Origin of the sequence: Mycobacteroides saopaulense (genome assembly GCF_001456355.1) — a bacterium.
GTDB lineage: Bacteria > Actinomycetota > Actinomycetes > Mycobacteriales > Mycobacteriaceae > Mycobacterium > Mycobacterium saopaulense.
Genome location: NZ_CP010271.1, coordinates 4,209,703 through 4,225,680, shown reverse-complemented (window position 1 = coordinate 4,225,680; position 15,978 = coordinate 4,209,703). Strand labels below are relative to the sequence as shown.

Here is a 15,978-nt window from a genome sequence, read left to right as displayed (position 1 = left end):
TACCCCATTGTCCGTTACGGAAATTTCCGTTACGTTTATCTATGGAACGTCAACGGAGAGGATTGTAATGACCGTCACTGCCCCGGTGAGCTACCCGAAGACTCGGCGGATCCAGTTCGGATTCACCGAGACCCCGTCGGGGCCCAAGCATTTCGCGCAGGACGACATCGTGTTCAGCCACACCGTGGCGTTTTTGTCGGCGATCTTCCCGCCGGGGGAGGACATCTTCGTCCGCTCGGTGCGCCGCTACCGCGACAAGATCACCGATCCCGAGCTCAAGAAGCGCGTGGCGGGATTCATCGGCCAGGAGATGACCCACGGGCTGCAGCATCGCGAGCTCAACGAGCAGCTGGCCGAGATGGGCTACCCCACGGCATGGTTCGAGTACTTCCTGCAGAGCACCGAGCGCATGGAGAAGTTCCTCGACAAGCAGTACCCGGACCCGGATCAGTGTCGCAGGATTCGGCACCTGCTGCTGGCGTTCACCGTCGGGGCCGAACACTTCACCGCGGTGTTCGCAGAGAACGTCTTGGGAAGGCCGGACATCCAGAAGTTGTTGTCGGACCCTGAAATTCGGAACATGCTCAATTGGCATGCGCTGGAAGAGCTCGAACACAAGTCGGTGGCCTTCGACGTTTACAGAGAAATCGGCGCGTCGGAAGAGCTCCGCATCCGCATGATGCGGTTCCTCTCCACGATTGCGGTCCCGGCCATCACGTTGGCCTCCTGGATCTCTGTCGTGACCACCGACCCGGTCGGCCGGCGCCAACCATTGAGGCTGCTGCGTGAGACTGTCGCCATGGTGCGCGGACCGCTGTTCCGGGGAATCTACCGCGATATGAAGCCGTTCATGCGTAAGGGATTTCATCCCGACGACATCGATACCAACGCGCTGTTGAACGAATGGCAGGACAAGCTGTTCGGCACCGATGGTGAACTCGTCGGTCACTTGAAATGACCCTCAAGCACGACATGCGGCTGGTTCGGACCACCACCAGACCGGTGGTCCGATCCATCGTGACGAACGCGTCGAATGAGCTGCGGGCCAAGGTGCGCCGCCGTCCGTTCCCCGGTGTGCAGGACACCGCCTTCGATCCCATGGATCCGCAGACCGCGGCCAATCCCCATGCGGGCTATCGGGAACTGCTGGCGGGCGGCCGGGTGCACTACAACCGCAAGCGCAACATCTTCATCCTGTGCCGCTACGAGGACGTGCGGGCGGCCGCGCGCAACGATGCACTGCTGTCGAATCGGGATGGTGTGGTGCGGGCCAGATTCGAGGTGCCCGTGCTGCTGAACATGGATCGGCCCCGCCACACCGAACTGCGCCGCAAGGCATTGCCCGGATTTACCCGCGGTGCGTTGGAGGGCTGGGCGCCCACTGTGGATCGGCTGGCCCATGAGCTCATGACCGATCTGCTCGACAATCCTGGTGTGGATGTCGTTGAACACCTTGCAGTTCCGCTACCCATGCGAATGATCGCGCACGTCCTCGGCATCCCGCCCGAGGACGAGGCGTTCTTCCGGCACTGGTCTAACGAATCCGTCCGTGTCGCCGATGTGCAGTTCTCCTTGAAGGGCGTGGGCCAGGTTCCGGCGACTCTCAATGGGGTACGTCATCTGCACGACTACTTTCTGACCCAGCTGGACAAAGGCAATCTGCTCGGGCCGGACACCTTGCTGGGCAAGCTCGTCGGCGAAGCCGGGGAGAACGAGATCAGTCACGACGAGCTGTTCTTCCTTGCGCTGTTGCTGCTCCTGGCGGGCAATGAGACCACCACCAACCTGCTGTCCACCATGTTCCTGACACTGTCGGAGAACCCTGATCAGTTCGAGCTCATCCGATCCGATCCCGGCCTCGTCGCCGGTGCGGTCGAGGAGCAGCTGCGGTTCTCCTCGCCGATCCAGAATTTCTATCGCACCGCCGCGCAGGACTATTGCGTCGGCGATGCCATCATTCCCGCCGGGGCGCGCGTGGCCCTGCTGTGGGGCGCGGCCAATCGCGATCCCCGCGAGTTCGACGAGCCCGATCGCTTTCTCGCGGCCCGGCCGGTCGGTCAGCACGTGGCCTTCGGGTCCGGCGTGCACCTGTGTCTGGGTGCCGGATTGGCACGCATGGAGGGTCAGGCGGTGCTGCGCGAGCTTGTGCGCCGCGTGGACCGCATCGACATCACGGGCACGCCCCGGTGGACCACCAACAGCTCCCTGCGGGGGCTGGAGGAGCTTCGGGTGCGGCTCGTGTCGCTCTAGCCCAGGCCCGCGCGCTCATCACCGCCGAGACCGTCCACCGGCTTACGGGACAGGCCGACCGACCCGGCGTCCGGGCTGGTGGAGGTGGCCGCCGCGATCGCGACGGACTCGTCCACACCCGGATAACTCGGCCGCAGGGCGACAGGCTGGCGAGTCGTGTTGTCCTGCCGGGCTTTCCGTGCCGCGGCCAACAGATTGAGGGCCTCGACCAGGATCGCGAACGCCATGGGGCCGTAGATCATCGCCTTGTCGATCTTGATGCCGAATCCGTCGGCGATGAGGAACACCCCGATGAGCAGCAAGAAGGACAACGCCAGCATCTTGACGGTCGGGTGCCGGTTGACAAAGGCGAAGACGAAGCGGGAGGCGAAGAGCATGATCCCGAAGGAGAGCACCACCACTGTGACGATGATGATCATGTTGCCTGTCATGCCCACCGCGGTGATCACCGAGTCGAGTGAGAACACCAGGTCCAGTAGCAGGATCTGCACCAGAACGGACCTGAATGTCGCTGTTGCCGAGGATGATTCGCTTTCCTCCGCGACGCCTTCGAGCTTGAGATGTATTTCGTGAACGGCCTTGTACACCAGGAACAGTCCGCCCGCGATCAGGATGAAGTCCTTGATCGAGAAGCCGTGGCCGAATAGCTCCACAACGTCCTCTTTGAGGGTGATGATCCAGCCGGCCAGGAACACCAGGCCGACGCGCATGACCATTGCCAGCGTGAGCCCCAGATTGCGTGCTCGTGCCTGCTGGCCGCTGGGCAGCTTGCTGGCCAGAATCGAGATGAAGATGACGTTGTCGATCCCCAGCACCACCTCCAGCACAAACAGGGTGAGGAAGACGGCCACCAGATCGGGGGTCAGCGCGAGAGTGAAGTCCACGCCGCGCATGGTACGGGGTGGGGGTATCGGGAGAGTGACGTTTGCGCGCTACCCTGGAGTCGGAGAGAAAAACACTCCATTTGGGCAGACGCAGCCCGCGTCCGTGGGGCGTATGCAATAGTCGAACCACCCAGTAGCTTACTCTGGAGTAAGTTCGCGTTCACGTTCCAAGCTCGGAGGCAGCCATGGCCGGTGGTACCAAGCGGCTGCCCCGTGCCGTTCGGGAGCAGCAGATGCTGGATGCCGCGGTGCAAGAGTTCGCGCTGAACGGCTTCCGGGATACCTCGATGGATGCCATTGCGGCGGCGGCCAAGATCTCCAAGCCGATGTTGTACCTGTATTACGGCTCCAAGGAAGACCTCTTCGTCGCGTGCCTGCGCCGCGAGCTCGGCCGGTTTGTCGAAGCGGTCCGCGGCGACATCGATCTGACTCAGTCGCCTCGAGATGTGTTGAGCACCACGGTCGTATCTTTCCTCAACTATGTCGATACCCATCGGGCCTCGTGGATCGTGATCTATGGGCAAGCCACCAGCACGCAACTGTTCGCCAAGCAGGTGCGCGAGGGGCGCGATCGGATCATCGAACTGGTGGCGCGGCTGATCAAGGCCGCCTCACCCGAGATCGACCCCGAGACCGACTACGACGCCATGGCCGTGGCCCTCGTCGGCGGCGGCGAGGCCGTCGCTTCCCGTGTCGCGACGGGCGACATCAAGGTGGAGAGCGCCAAGGACACCTTGCTCAACCTCGGTTGGCGCGGTCTGCGTGGCCGTCCGCGCGACGAGCCGGTGGCCAAGCGCGCCTAGGCCCTCACACCAGGTAGTAGAGCTTCTCGCGGGTCGCCGCCGGGTCCGAGGGCACTTCCTGCAGATGGGTCTGCGCATACCGCACGGCTCGCAGTGTCGCCGAGAACTCCCGGTCCTCCTCGGGGAAAACCTGCTCGGCCGGGAGCCAGTCGGTGAATCCGACGTTCTGCAGCAGCGCAAGCGAATCCGAGCGCACCCCGGCGAGCAGGACGGTGACGCCGAGTTCCTGCTGCTCCTTGATGAAGTGTTCAAGACGTTCGATGCAGACGACGTCGGGATGGCGCACCCGCTTCAGGCGCAGGATCACCACCTTCAGGTTCTCGTCGCGGATCCTGGTGTGTAGCGCGTCCAGATAGCGGTCGAGTTCGGGTGCCGCGCCGAAGAACAGCTCGCCCTCCAGGTCGTAGATGACCGGTGACCCCGCGCCGGGCGGAGTGTCCTGGGGTGTGCGCTCCCGAATGACGCCCTCCTGGGTCACCACGAGCTCGGCCGCCTTGAGCTTGGCCGCCCGGGGCACGAACAACAGGATCGACAGCACCACGCCGACGAGCACGGCGGTGTCCAGGTTGACGGCCACACCGACCACCGCGGTGATGATGACCAGCCCGGCGTCGTACCGGGAGGCCTTCACCGCGTAGGCGAGGCGCCGGAAGTCGACCAGCCGCACCGCGGTGACCAGCAGCAGGCCGGCCAGAGCGGCCTGCGGGATGTAGCGGAGCAGGGGCGCGAAGAGTAACAGCGCGATGGTTACCGTTGCCGCGCTGACGATTCCGGAGAACCGTGTCGCGGCACCGGACTGATAGTTGATGGCAGAACGCGACAGTGAACCCGAGCCCGGCAGGCTCTGGAAGAAGCCACCGGCGAGGTTGGCCAGACCCTCGGCAAGGATTTGACGGTTGTAGTCGATCTGCTGCCCGGTGTGGTGCGCGATGGACAGGGCCTCGATCAGTCCGATGAACGCGATGGCCAGCGCGCCGTGCGACAGCTCACCCAGGGTGCTCACCTGAACCTCGGGGATGTGGAATTCCGGCAGGCTGGCGGGGATCTTTCCGGAGATCTTCACATCGGTGTGGCCGGTGCCGTCCGGCACCGACCAGCCGTAGGCGTAGGCGATGATGGCGGTGACGATCAGCACCAGCAGCATGTCGATCTGCGGCAGACCGTAGCGCTGGACCAGCCGGCGCAACAGCACCGCCAACACCACAGCTGTGCCGCTCAAGGCCAGCGCGCGATAGTTCACGGCGTCGCCGTGGAACAGGGTGAGCCAGGCGCGCTGCAGCACCTGCATGTGCCCGTCGCCCTTGTCCCGCACGCCGATTGCGTTGGCCAGCTGGCCGATCGCCAGCAGCAGGGCCGCACTGGCCATGAATCCGATCACCACGGATTCGGAGATGTACCGGGTGAGGTCGCCGAGTTTGAAGACGGCGATCAGGATCTGGATCGCACCCACCAGCACGCCCAGCAGGAACAGCGCCTCGAACAGTCCGGTGCGGTTCTCCGGGTCCAGGAAGGCCAGCGAGCTGAACACCAGCAGCGAGATGGCGCTGGTGGGTCCGTTGATGAGGTGTGACGAGGACCCGAAGATCGACGCGATGGCCGCGACCACGATCGCGGAGTAGACGCCGTATTTCGGATCGACGCCGGCGATGAGCGCATAGGCCATGGCCTGTGGCAGTGAGATTGCCGCCACCGTCAGGCCGGCGATGATGTCGCGACGAGCCTTGATCGCGTCGTAGGTCTCGAATAGTCCCAGTGCCGAAGGCATCTAGCGTCCTTGTCTGTCGGAAGCGAACGTGGTGGTGCCCCGGTTGGTGTTGCGCGGGATGGTCTCGTAGATGCCGTTGTCGGAGAAGAACTTCTGGCGTGCGTCGTCCCAACTGGTCGCGATTGCCGTGATGGGGAACTGGGTGATCGCGGGCAGCGTATTGCTATGCCGGGCAAGGATTTCGGGCTTGAAAGGACGGTAACCGCGCTGCGCGGCGACCTCCTGGGCCTCGTCGGTGAACAGGTACTCCAGATAGGCCTTGGCCAGCGCGACCCGCTTGGGGTCGCTCAGATTGGCATCCACCCACGCGACGGCCGGTTCGGCCCGGATGCTCACCGGTGGGTAGATGAGCTCGAGTTCGCCCTTGTTGGCGTCGACTTCGTTGATCGCCTCGTTCTCCCATGTCAGATGCACATCACCGAGGCGTTGCACCGAGAACGTGTTGGTGGCGCCGCGTGCGCCGCTGTCCAGGGCCGCCACATTCCGGAACAGGGCGGTCAAATAGGCGCGGGCGTCGGCCTCGCTCCCGCCCCGCGTCACGACCGAGCCCCAGGCCGCCAGCACGGAGAGCTGTCCGTTGCCGGAGGTGCGGGGGTTCGGGGTGACGACGGAGACGTTGTCCTTGACGAGGTCTGGCCAGTCGTGGATGCCGCGCGGGTTGCCCTTGCGGACGACGAACACGATCGTGGAGGTGTAGGGGACAGAGCTGTTCGGCAGCCGTTGACGCCAGTTCGGCGCGATCAGTCCGCGCAGGCTGAGCGTGTCCACGTCGCTGACGGAGGCCAGCGAGACCACGTCCGCGCGTTGGCTGCCGTCCAGAACGCTGCGGGCCTGTCGCGACGAGCCGCCGTTCGTGCGCTTGATCTCGATCGTCTTGCCGGTCTTGTCCCTGTACTGCTTGGTGAAGGTGCCGTCGACGACGTTGTAGAGCTCGCGCGTCGGGTCGTACGAGACGTTGAGCAGTTGATCGGTGCTGTGGTCGGGCAGGTTCTTGACTACCACCAGCGTCGCCGCCACGAGGACGGCGACCACGCCCAGAATGTTCAACAGCGGGAGCTGACGCAGCAGTGCCCGCCAGTCGGCGGATGGCGTTTCCCGATGATCCTCGTCCGCTGACACGACGCGCTCCTCGAATTTGCTGCAAGAAATGACGAGCGATCGTAACGAGTGGTTCGCCGAAGTACAGCCGTCGAGATCAGCGTGAGTATTACTCCGGCTAACTTGCCGGTGACCACTCCGGGTTGCGGCCGGTGAAGGCGATGAGCTTCACGAGGTTTGACGAGTCATCGGATACGGGCACCTCGTCGGCGAAGAAGTCTCCGTCGCGGCGCTCCGGCTGGATGATCATCCGCGCCGACTCCAGGACGCTGTCGGTGAGCTCGTCCATCGGATCGAATTCCTGATCCGTGGAGACGGCGTAATCCCAGGCGTGGACCAGGAACTCCGCGCCGAGAATGCGTACGGCGACCTCGGCGGGATACTCGCCGATCGGCAGGGTCACCGTTCCGTCGATGCCACGCGACTGCCAGGCGTCGACGGCTGCCTGTGACTGCGCGAGTATGCGCTCGGCCACGGATCCCGCACCGGCGACGTCGATGTCGACACCGGCGGCGCTACCGAGCAGCGCGATGGAGTTCTGCAGGTGTTCGGTGAGCTGGGCGACCGTGAACTTGGCGTTGGGCGTCTGCTTGTCGTTGTCCGCGTCGGTGAGATGGCTGACTACCTCGTGCAGCGCGGCACGGGCATGGGCGACGGTCTGTAGCGGGTGCAGTGCTGTGGTCATGATGGCTCCTGTTTCTAGAGGTGGATCTCTACCCCTATGACGAAGAGACCTCCCCGGATCCGACAACTCATCGCACTCTCGTCGAGTGCGAACGTCCCCCAGCGTGTGCTTAGTGCCCGCCTCTGAGCGACACCGTTTGTCGTACCCGAACATGTCGCTCGTAGCCGGGCACTCACGGTTGTGTTTCCGGTCCGGCCACGCAAAGGGCCCACGACCGGATTATCAGTCGCGGGCCCTCGCGAGATGCTTCTCAGAGCGGCGTGATGCTGCCCGTCAGGTGCGGGTCACCCTTCTTCGGATTGCGCACGGCGATGTCCCAGCCGTTGCCGTCCTTCTCGATCCACACACCCACCGCGGCGGGTAGCAGGATCGGCTTGCCGAACTTGACGTCGTAACGCACCGCATCGGGGATCTCGCCCTGAATATTGGCCAGAACGGCTGCTGCGGTGAACATTCCGTGGGCGATCGCCTTCGGGAAGCCGAGCACCTTGGCGCCGATCGACGAGGTGTGGATCGGGTTGTGGTCCCCACCCACGGAGGCGTAGCGACGAATCTGGCCGCCGCTGATCCGCAGCGTCGAGTTCGGCGGCGGCAGCTTGACGGCCTTCGGCGGCTCCGGCTTGACGCCGTCCGACAGGCTGGTGCGCTGCTGGCGCAGGAACGTCATGGTCTGCTGCCAGACCGTCTCGGTGCCGATGGAGACATCGGTGACGATGTCGGCCAGCAGCCCCTTGCGGTGCTCACGCAGATTCTCGGCACGCACCTCGATGTCGACGGTATCGGTCGCGGTGATGGCGCGGTGCTGCGTGATGTGGTTCTCCAGGTGCACCGTGCCGATGGCCGGGAACGGGAAGTCCAGGCTCGCCACCAACGACATCACCGACGGGAACTGCAAGGCGAACGGATACGTGACCGGCACCTTGTCGGTGAAAGACAGACCCGTCACCTTGGCGTACGCGGCCACATGAGCCGGATCGATCTGCACGCCGTGGGTGCGAACAACCCTGGACGGCAATACGTCTGGGCGAGGGATGAACGGCAGTGCACCCACTGCCGCCATCACCATGTTCTGAAGCCCGGAAGGCTGGCTCATCGCTACGCTCCCAACCAGGACTGGCCGCAGACGCGAACCACGTTGCCGGTCACCGCGTTCGATGCCGGGCTGGCGAAGTAGGCGATGGTCTCGGCGACGTCCACCGGCTCGCCACCTTGGTTCAGTGAGTTGATGCGGCGACCCACCTCGCGGTTGGCCAGCGGGATCGCGGCGGTCATCTTGGTCTCGATGAAGCCAGGCGCGACGGCGTTGATGGTGATGCCCTTCTCGGCCAGCGAGGGGGCCAGCGCCTGGGTGATGCCGATCATGCCGGCCTTGGTGGCGCCGTAGTTGGTCTGGCCGCGGTTACCGGCGATGCCGGCGATGGAAGCCAGGCCGACGATGCGTCCGCCGTCCCCGATGGTGCCGTTCTCGATGAGTCCCTCGGTGAGGCGTTGCGGCGCAAGCAGGTTCACGGCGATGACGGAGTCCCAGCGGGCGTCGTCCATGTTGGCCAGCAGCTTGTCGCGGGTGATGCCGGCGTTGTTGACCAGGATGTCGGCCTTGCCGCCGTGGTGCTCCTTGACGTGCGCGGTGATCTGGTCGACCGCGTCGGCCGCGGTGACGTCCAGGGCCAGGGCGGTGCCACCGACGCGTGAGGCCAGCTCGTTCAGTTCTTCAGATGGCATGTCGATCGCGACGACGGCGGCGCCGTCGCGGGCGAACACCTCGGCGATGGTCTCACCGATACCGCGGGCGGCACCGGTGACGATGGCGACCTTGCCGGCCAGCGGCTTGTCCCAGTCGGCGGGCGGGGTGGAGTCGTCGGCGCCCACGTAGAACACCTGGCCGTCCACGTAGGTCGACTTGGCCGACAGGATGAAGCGGACCGTCGACTCCAGGCCGGTGGCACCGGTCTTGGCGTCGGGGTGCAGGTATACCAGCTGCACGGTGGCGCCGTTACCGAACTCCTTGGCCAGCGAGCGGGTGAAGCCCTCCAGGGCACGCTGGGCGATGCGCTCGTCGGTGGTGGCGGCCTTGTCGGGGGTGGTGCCGATGACCAGCAGCCGGCCCGACTTGCCGACGTTGCGCAGCAGCGGGGTGAAGAACTCGTGCAGCTGCTTCAGCTCGACCGGGGTGGTGATGCCGGTCGCGTCGAAGACCAGGGCGCCGAACTTGTCGGCCCAGCGGCCGCCGAGGTTGTTGGAGACCAGGTCGTAGTCGTCGGCCAGCGCGGCGCGCAGCGGCTCGGCGAGGCGGCCCTCGCCGCCGATCAGCACGGGCCCGGCCAGTGCGGGCTGGCCCTTCTTGTAGCGGCGCAGGTTCTCGGGCTGCGGGATACCCAGGCGGCCGGCGAGCAGGTTGCCGGGCCCGGAGTTGACCAGCAGCGCGTACAGGTCGTCAGTGAGCTTGGGGGACATGTGCCGTTCCTTAGTGGTTATTCGTAATTGGTCTAGGGTGAATTCGACAAAGAACTTACTCCAGAGTAAGAATGCTCGGTAATCCTGCCCCCTCAACAGTGGAGAGACAAGTGGCAACTAGCTCGGCACGCAAGTCAGACGCTTCGCAAGGTCGCCGCCGCGTCGCGGTTCTCGGTGGTAACCGCATCCCCTTCGCACGTTCGGACGGCGCCTATGCGAACGCCTCCAACCAGGACATGTTGACCGCCGCCATCACCGGCGCGTCCGATCGCTTCAACCTCAAGGGCGAGCGCCTGGGCGCCGTCATCGCCGGTGCGGTGCTCAAGCTGAGCCGTGATTTCAATCTCACCCGCGAATCGGTGCTGGGCAGCCCGCTGTCGCCTTACACCCAGGCATTCGACCTGCAGCAGGCCTGTGGCACGGGTCTGCAGGCCGCCATCGTCGGTGCCGACGGCATCGCGCTCGGCCGCTACGAGTCGGTGCTCGCCGGTGGCGTGGACACCACCTCCGATGCACCCATCAACTTCGGCGATGATCTTCGCCACACCCTGCTGGCGATCCGTCGAGCCAAGGACAACGTGACCCGGCTCAAGCTGCTCGGCAAGCTGCCCGCGGCGCTCGGCGTCGACATCCCGCAGAACGGTGAGCCGCGCACGGGCCTGTCCATGGGCGAGCACGCCGCCATCACCGCCAAGCAGATGGGGGTCAAGCGCACCGAGCAGGACGCCCTGGCCGCCGCCAGCCACCAGAAGATGGCCGCTGCCTACGATCGCGGTTTCTTCGACGACCTGATCAGCCCGTTCCTGGGTCTGTACCGCGACGACAACCTGCGCCCGAACTCGAGCGTGGAGAAGCTGGCGACGCTGAAGCCGGTGTTCGGCGTGAAGCACGGCGACGCCACCATGACAGCGGGTAACTCCACCCCGCTGACCGATGGCGCCTCGGTGGCGCTGCTGGCCAGCGAGGAGTGGGCCGCCGAGCGCAACATCCCGGTGTTGGCCTACTTCGTCGACGGTGAGACCGCGGCCGTGGATTACATCAACGGTCCCGACGGTCTGCTGATGGCCCCGACCTACGCGGTGCCGCGTCTGCTGGCCCGGAACGGTCTCACCCTGCAGGACTTCGACTTCTACGAGATTCACGAGGCCTTCGCATCGGTGGTTCTCGCGACGCTGCAGGCGTGGGAGTCGGCGGACTACTGCAAGGAGCGCCTCGGGCTGGACGCACCTCTCGGTGCGATCGACCGGTCCAAGCTCAATGTCAACGGTTCCTCACTGGCTGCCGGGCACCCATTCGCGGCCACCGGTGGCCGCATCGTGGCCCAGCTGGCCAAGCAGCTCGCCGAGAAGAAGGCCGAGACCGGCAAGCCGGTCCGTGGCCTCATCTCGGTGTGCGCGGCCGGAGGCCAGGGCGTGACCGCCATCCTGGAGGCCTGAGCGACCTAATCCCAAACCCCCGGCCATGGGCGGCAAGCCTGTGACCGGGGGTTTTGGCATTCTGGGAACGTCGTGAAAAAAAGTTTCAACTTTTTTCGGCGAGGGTGTAACGCTCCTGGAGTGGGTGTCGATACATGGGTAGCCTCGCGCCACCGTCCGACCCCCCGACCCGACGGCGGCGCGGGGCTACCTAATTTTTCGGGGAGTCTCGGGTTTCGTTATGCGCCGGCCAGCAGACCCGACGCCGTTCGCTTGAGCCCCGTTCGCAGCTGTTCGAGGTCGACGGGGGCGCCGGTCTCGAAGTACGCCGTTGTGGTGGCGATCGCCGAGTTGATGAACAGCCACGCGATGGTCTCGGGCTCAAGATCGGCGCAGTACTGATCGCGATACTGCCGAACGTGCAGTGTGACCATCGTCTGCATCAACACCGGCATGCTCGAGCTGGCCTCGACCTCACGGGCGAACTCGGGATTCTTGCGTAGATAGCGGATCGTGGCGGCATTCTGGGTGGTGAACTCGATCAATATGTCGATCGCGGCATCGATCATCTGGTGCGGTGGCGCGAGTGCGTGCGTCGTCAGCGCGCTGCGGATGGCCGGCAGCTGGCGCTCGGCGGCATCCCTGATGGCGGCCATGATGATGTCGTCCTTGGTGCCGAAGTACTGATAGATCGAGCCCTTGCTGATACCGGTGATGTCGGCGATGCGATTCGTGGTGATGGCATCGGGGCCCTCGGCGAGCAGCAGCTTCCCGGTGGCCGCCACAATTTTTGCGACCAATTCCCGGGACCGACGCTGCTGTGGCGCCTTGCGTAGCTGTGAACTGCGATGTTCCGCCGTCATGGATCCCTCAAATAAGACTTATATGCGACCTGGAGTTCAGGTTAGCTTTTCGGGCAACGACACAAGGAGGTTTCGTTGTGACTGCTGTGGTGGAGCCTGCGGCGACGCAGGAGTCGAGAACGGGCGATTGGGCGCAACCGGTGCCGGAGTTGTTCGATCCACTGGGTCTGACCGCCACCTTGTCGGGGCAATGGCTGTATCTGCCCGCGGTGGGCGCCGCGTTCATCATGCAGGGCATGCATCCGGTGATCGGCGATGTGACCGATCGCTATTCGGTGGCCGACCGGGATCCGACGGGCCGTGCGATCCGGTCGTTCGACGCCACGCAGCAATGGGTCTTCGGCGGCAAGGCCGCCATCGAGCAGGGGTATTGGTTGCGCACGATGCACCGGCCGCTGCAGATGCAAGGGGAGACCGGCGACCGGCAGGGCAAGCACATCAGTGCACTGGACCCGGAGGCGTACGCCTGGGTGATCGCCACCGCGTATGCGGCGGGTCGTCGGGCGGCGCCATGGTTCCTGGGACGGGACCTCACCGATGCGGAAGACGAAAAGTTGTTTCAGGACAACCGGCTGCTGGCCCGCATCACTCAAGTCCCCGAGCGCGGATACCCCAGGACGCGTGCGGAATTCGGGGAGTACTACGACCGGATGGTCGACAAGGTGCTCGTCAACCATCCCGCAATCGCGGAGAACTTGAGCAAGCTGGTCGATCCGCTGGCTGCCGTCGCGGACTCACCGCTGGTGCGTCGGATGCCGGCGTGGATTCCGTCGGACGTGGTGACCGGCGCGCTGAAGCCGGCGCGGGTGCCCTCGTCCCGGCTCTTCTTCGTCCTGACCTTTGGTGCCATGGATCAGCGGGTCCGCGACATCCTCGGCGTCCAATGGTCACGGCGCGACGAGCGACTTCTGAAGCGCTTCTTCGCGGCCTACCGGATCGCCTACCGAGTCCTGCCCGAGCGCCTCACCTATTCGCCGCTCGCCTATTACGCGCGCAGACACCAGCGGGTGATCAACACCATGCGAGGTCGAGAGCTGACGGACTTCGCGGCACACGACAAGGGCGAACCGACCTCCGTCCGCCGCGCTCGGCGAGGGCAGTGAATGACGACCTATCGAAAGTCTCACGCCTCCGTTCTACGCAGTGCGCCAGGGGAATACGAACCGTGTGTGCTCGAAGTGGAGGATCCGCGCCCCGGCGAGATCATGGTCCGGATGGTGGCCGTGGGACTATGCCACTCCGATGACCACATCACCACCGGCGACTTCCCGGTAGAGATGCTGCCGATGTGCGGTGGCCACGAGGGCGCCGGTGTCGTCGAGAAAGTCGGCGAGGGCACAACACAATTCGACATCGGCGATCACGTGGTGCTGACCTTTCTGCCCGCATGTGGGCGCTGTCTGTGGTGCTCGCGTGGGATGCAACAGCTCTGCGACGCGGGCGCATACGCGCTCACCGGATCCAGGTTCGACGACCCGACCAGCTACCGGATGCGCCTGGACGGACAGCCCTGCGGCCAGCAGCTGGGGCTCTCGGCATTCAGTGAGTACACCACCGTCTCGGTGCAATCGGCGTACAAGGTGCCCAAGGACTTGCCGCTGAATCGGCTGTGCCTGTTGGGATGTGCGATGGGAACGGGTTGGGGCACTGCCGTCAATGCCGCGGGGGTCAAACCCGGCCACACGGTGATCGTGATGGGGTTGGGCGGAGTCGGGGCGGCGGCGGTGCAAGGCGCCGCGCATGCCGGGGCGGCCAACATCCTGGTGGTGGATCCGGTGGCCTACAAACGCGAGGTGGCGCCCGTCTTCGGTGCCACCGAGGTCTTCGCGACGATGGACGAGGCCGCCGAGAGGGCCCGCTCCTACACCAACGGCCAGGGCGCAGACTCCACCATGATCACGGTGGGACGCATGGAACCCGACAACCTCAGCGATGCAGTCGAATCCATTCGCAAGGGCGGCACGGTGGCCATGACCAGCATGGGCGCCTTCCAGCCCGAGAAGGTGTCGCTGGATTTGAGCATGGTGACGTTGATGCAGAAGACCATCAAGGGCGTGATCTACGGCAACTGGAGCCCGTTCGAGGCGGTGCCGTCCATGTTGAGTCTTTACGCCGGCGGCCAGCTCAAGACCGATGAGATGGTGACCCGCACCTATGCTCTTGACGATATTGCACAGGGATATCGAGATATGAAGCAGGGCAGGAATATTCGCAGCATCGTGGAATTCGGTTAGTCAGGCCGCCACGGTCACGAGGCGTTTCGGGTATCCGGTCGCTCCGTCGGGCACCGGCGATGCGATCTGATCGGTCTGCACCGCGCCGCTGCCGTCCGTCGCGCGTGCGGTGATGATGTGCTCACCCGGTGTTGCCTGCCAGCCGAACCACCACTGCCGCCAGGTGTCCACGGAGTACTCCGGGGCAAGCTGCGCCGGCTGCCACGGACCGTCATCGACCCGTACCTCCACCTTCGCGATTCCGCGATGCTGTGCCCACGCCGTTCCGGCCACGATCTGGATGCCGGTGCCCAGCCGATCGCCGACCCGAGGCGTGTCGATGCGGCAGCCCGTCTTGATGGGGCCGCGCGCCGACCAGCCGCGGACCGTCCAGTACGCCTGCGCCTTGTCGAATCGCGTGATCTCCCAGTCGACAACCCACTTGGTCGCGGACACGTAGCCGTACAGCCCGGGTACCACCTGGCGGACGGGGTAACCGTGCTCGACGGGCAGTGGTGTGCCGTTCATCGCGACGGCGAGAATGGCATCGCGGCCGTCGGTGAGCACGTCGAGGGGAGTGCCCGCCGTCCAGCCGTCGGCGCTCGTGGACATCAGCATGTCCGCATCTGCGTGAACACCAACGGATTCCAGAATCGGTTTGATGGGAAAGCCGGTCCACATGGCGTTGCCGATGAGGTCCCCACCGATCTCGTTGGAGACGCATGTCAGGGTGACGGCGCGTTCGGTCGCCGCCATGGCGTTCAGGTCTGCCCATGTCAGGGTGCGCGGACGGTCGACCATGCCGTGGATGTTGAGCTGCCACTCGGCGGTGGACACCTGGGGCACCCGCAATGCGGTGTCGATTCGGTAGAAGTCCGCGTTGCCGGTGATGTAGGGCACCGCACCCTTGACGTTGATGCCCGCGGGTAGGGCAGGGGCAGGTGCCACGGGTGCGGGCAGCGCGGCGTCCCGGCGTTCCTCGGCGACGACGGCGCCCTTGCTCCAGCGGCTGCCGAGCCAGTAGACCCCTGCCGATCCGATCGCGAAAATCGCTGCCGCCCCGAAGAACCTGCGCCGATCCGGTGCATCCTGGGTGTCGGCACGGGCCACCAACGCGCGCAGCACGAGCACTCCCACCGCGGCCGCGATCACCGAGGGCCAGATCCAGCTGAATTCTCCCGTCGGGCGGGTCGCGGCGGAGATCGCACCGAAGGTACCGAGTGCCGCGATGATGGCCGTGCCGTATCGCCGCTCGCGCTCCAGCAGACCGGCCGCCGCCGCGAGCAGGGCGATGATCGCGGATAGGCACGCGAACAGCACCGCCTTGTCAGAGGTGCCGAAGACCCCGATCACCCACTCGCGCACGGCGGCCGGCGTGTGGTCGACGACCGTGTTCCCCACCGCGAAGAAGGGCGCGGAATCCGGTGCCACGGCGGCGGCAGCCAGTTGCCCGGCCGCGAGTGCGGCCACTGCGGCGATCAAGCCCGCGATGATCCGTTGGGGTGCACCGCTCATGCGTCCACTGTGCACCCACGTGCCGGTAACGTC

14 protein-coding genes are annotated in these 15,978 nt (G+C 65.2%); 6 read left to right on the top strand and 8 right to left on the bottom strand.

The features are described 5' to 3' along the window. Window positions 1-67: 67 nt before the first annotated feature. Both MYCSP_RS21060 and MYCSP_RS21055 read left to right on the top strand, forming a co-directional pair. Window positions 68-958: a metal-dependent hydrolase gene (locus MYCSP_RS21060; protein WP_083014263.1), complete on the top strand. Its 891-nt coding sequence runs from the start codon at window positions 68-70 to the stop codon at window positions 956-958. Beyond that, on the top strand, window positions 955-2,250 hold the full coding sequence (locus MYCSP_RS21055; RefSeq protein WP_235629504.1) for a cytochrome P450: 1,296 nt from the start codon (window positions 955-957) through the stop codon (window positions 2,248-2,250). The genes MYCSP_RS21060 and MYCSP_RS21055 overlap by 4 nt, the downstream gene beginning before the upstream one ends. Here the strand turns inward: MYCSP_RS21055 and MYCSP_RS21050 are convergent. Next, window positions 2,247-3,134: a TerC family protein gene (locus tag MYCSP_RS21050; protein ID WP_070912044.1), complete on the bottom strand. Its 888-nt coding sequence runs from the start codon at window positions 3,132-3,134 to the stop codon at window positions 2,247-2,249. The two genes, MYCSP_RS21055 and MYCSP_RS21050, sit on opposite strands and share 4 nt — an antisense overlap. Before the next feature lie 185 nt (window positions 3,135-3,319). On the opposite strand from MYCSP_RS21050, the gene MYCSP_RS21045 reads away from it, so the two are divergent. After that, on the top strand, window positions 3,320-3,937 hold the full coding sequence (locus tag MYCSP_RS21045; protein WP_005063985.1) for a TetR/AcrR family transcriptional regulator: 618 nt from the start codon (window positions 3,320-3,322) through the stop codon (window positions 3,935-3,937). 4 nt (window positions 3,938-3,941) lie between these two features. Here MYCSP_RS21045 and MYCSP_RS21040 read toward each other — a convergent pair whose 3' ends face one another. From MYCSP_RS21040 to MYCSP_RS21020, 5 genes are all read right to left on the bottom strand, one after another. After that, window positions 3,942-5,702 (bottom strand): SulP family inorganic anion transporter, encoded by a 1,761-nt coding sequence (locus MYCSP_RS21040; protein ID WP_088415010.1) that lies wholly within the window; start codon window positions 5,700-5,702, stop codon window positions 3,942-3,944. Further along, a complete protein-coding gene (locus tag MYCSP_RS21035; RefSeq protein ID WP_083014267.1) occupies window positions 5,703-6,821 on the bottom strand; it encodes a sulfate ABC transporter substrate-binding protein in 1,119 nt (372 codons plus the stop codon). A gap of 97 nt (window positions 6,822-6,918) precedes the next feature. Further along, window positions 6,919-7,485: a TIGR03086 family metal-binding protein gene (locus tag MYCSP_RS21030; RefSeq protein WP_083014269.1), complete on the bottom strand. Its 567-nt coding sequence runs from the start codon at window positions 7,483-7,485 to the stop codon at window positions 6,919-6,921. A 250-nt stretch (window positions 7,486-7,735) separates the two neighbouring features. Continuing rightward, on the bottom strand, window positions 7,736-8,578 hold the full coding sequence (locus MYCSP_RS21025; protein ID WP_070911846.1) for a MaoC/PaaZ C-terminal domain-containing protein: 843 nt from the start codon (window positions 8,576-8,578) through the stop codon (window positions 7,736-7,738). 2 nt (window positions 8,579-8,580) lie between these two features. Then, a complete protein-coding gene (locus MYCSP_RS21020) occupies window positions 8,581-9,939 on the bottom strand; it encodes a 3-oxoacyl-ACP reductase (protein WP_070911847.1) in 1,359 nt (452 codons plus the stop codon). 110 nt (window positions 9,940-10,049) lie between these two features. Here MYCSP_RS21020 and MYCSP_RS21015 point away from each other — a divergent pair, with 110 nt between their 5' ends. Next, the gene (locus MYCSP_RS21015) at window positions 10,050-11,375 is read left to right on the top strand and encodes an acetyl-CoA C-acetyltransferase (protein WP_088415008.1); all 1,326 of its coding nucleotides are present in this window, start codon (window positions 10,050-10,052) and stop codon (window positions 11,373-11,375) included. A 218-nt stretch (window positions 11,376-11,593) separates the two neighbouring features. Here MYCSP_RS21015 and MYCSP_RS21010 read toward each other — a convergent pair whose 3' ends face one another. After that, window positions 11,594-12,217 carry a TetR/AcrR family transcriptional regulator gene (locus tag MYCSP_RS21010; RefSeq protein ID WP_234809122.1) on the bottom strand — a complete coding sequence of 208 codons (624 nt, stop codon included), beginning with the start codon at window positions 12,215-12,217 and terminating at the stop codon, window positions 11,594-11,596. 77 nt (window positions 12,218-12,294) lie between these two features. Here MYCSP_RS21010 and MYCSP_RS21005 point away from each other — a divergent pair, with 77 nt between their 5' ends. Next, on the top strand, window positions 12,295-13,320 hold the full coding sequence (locus MYCSP_RS21005; RefSeq protein WP_088415006.1) for an oxygenase MpaB family protein: 1,026 nt from the start codon (window positions 12,295-12,297) through the stop codon (window positions 13,318-13,320). Continuing rightward, window positions 13,321-14,451: an NDMA-dependent alcohol dehydrogenase gene (locus tag MYCSP_RS21000; RefSeq protein ID WP_088415004.1), complete on the top strand. Its 1,131-nt coding sequence runs from the start codon at window positions 13,321-13,323 to the stop codon at window positions 14,449-14,451. Here the strand turns inward: MYCSP_RS21000 and MYCSP_RS20995 are convergent, their stop codons facing one another. Then, window positions 14,452-15,945: a molybdopterin-dependent oxidoreductase gene (locus tag MYCSP_RS20995; protein ID WP_088415002.1), complete on the bottom strand. Its 1,494-nt coding sequence runs from the start codon at window positions 15,943-15,945 to the stop codon at window positions 14,452-14,454. Window positions 15,946-15,978 lie beyond the last annotated feature (33 nt).

What these genes read in the sequence shown, in the direction of transcription:
- MYCSP_RS21060 (WP_083014263.1), top strand. Translation starts at nt 68, where the DNA reads ATGACCGTCACTGCCCCGGTGAGCTACCCGAAGACTCGGCGGATCCAG.
- MYCSP_RS21055 (WP_235629504.1), top strand. Translation starts at nt 955, where the DNA reads ATGACCCTCAAGCACGACATGCGGCTGGTTCGGACCACCACCAGACCG.
- MYCSP_RS21045 (WP_005063985.1), top strand. Translation starts at nt 3,320, where the DNA reads ATGGCCGGTGGTACCAAGCGGCTGCCCCGTGCCGTTCGGGAGCAGCAG.
- MYCSP_RS21040 (WP_088415010.1), bottom strand. Translation starts at nt 5,702, where the DNA reads ATGCCTTCGGCACTGGGACTATTCGAGACCTACGACGCGATCAAGGCT.
- MYCSP_RS21030 (WP_083014269.1), bottom strand. Translation starts at nt 7,485, where the DNA reads ATGACCACAGCACTGCACCCGCTACAGACCGTCGCCCATGCCCGTGCC.
- MYCSP_RS21025 (WP_070911846.1), bottom strand. Translation starts at nt 8,578, where the DNA reads ATGAGCCAGCCTTCCGGGCTTCAGAACATGGTGATGGCGGCAGTGGGT.
- MYCSP_RS21020 (WP_070911847.1), bottom strand. Translation starts at nt 9,939, where the DNA reads ATGTCCCCCAAGCTCACTGACGACCTGTACGCGCTGCTGGTCAACTCC.
- MYCSP_RS21010 (WP_234809122.1), bottom strand. Translation starts at nt 12,217, where the DNA reads ATGACGGCGGAACATCGCAGTTCACAGCTACGCAAGGCGCCACAGCAG.
- MYCSP_RS21000 (WP_088415004.1), top strand. Translation starts at nt 13,321, where the DNA reads ATGACGACCTATCGAAAGTCTCACGCCTCCGTTCTACGCAGTGCGCCA.
- MYCSP_RS20995 (WP_088415002.1), bottom strand. Translation starts at nt 15,945, where the DNA reads ATGAGCGGTGCACCCCAACGGATCATCGCGGGCTTGATCGCCGCAGTG.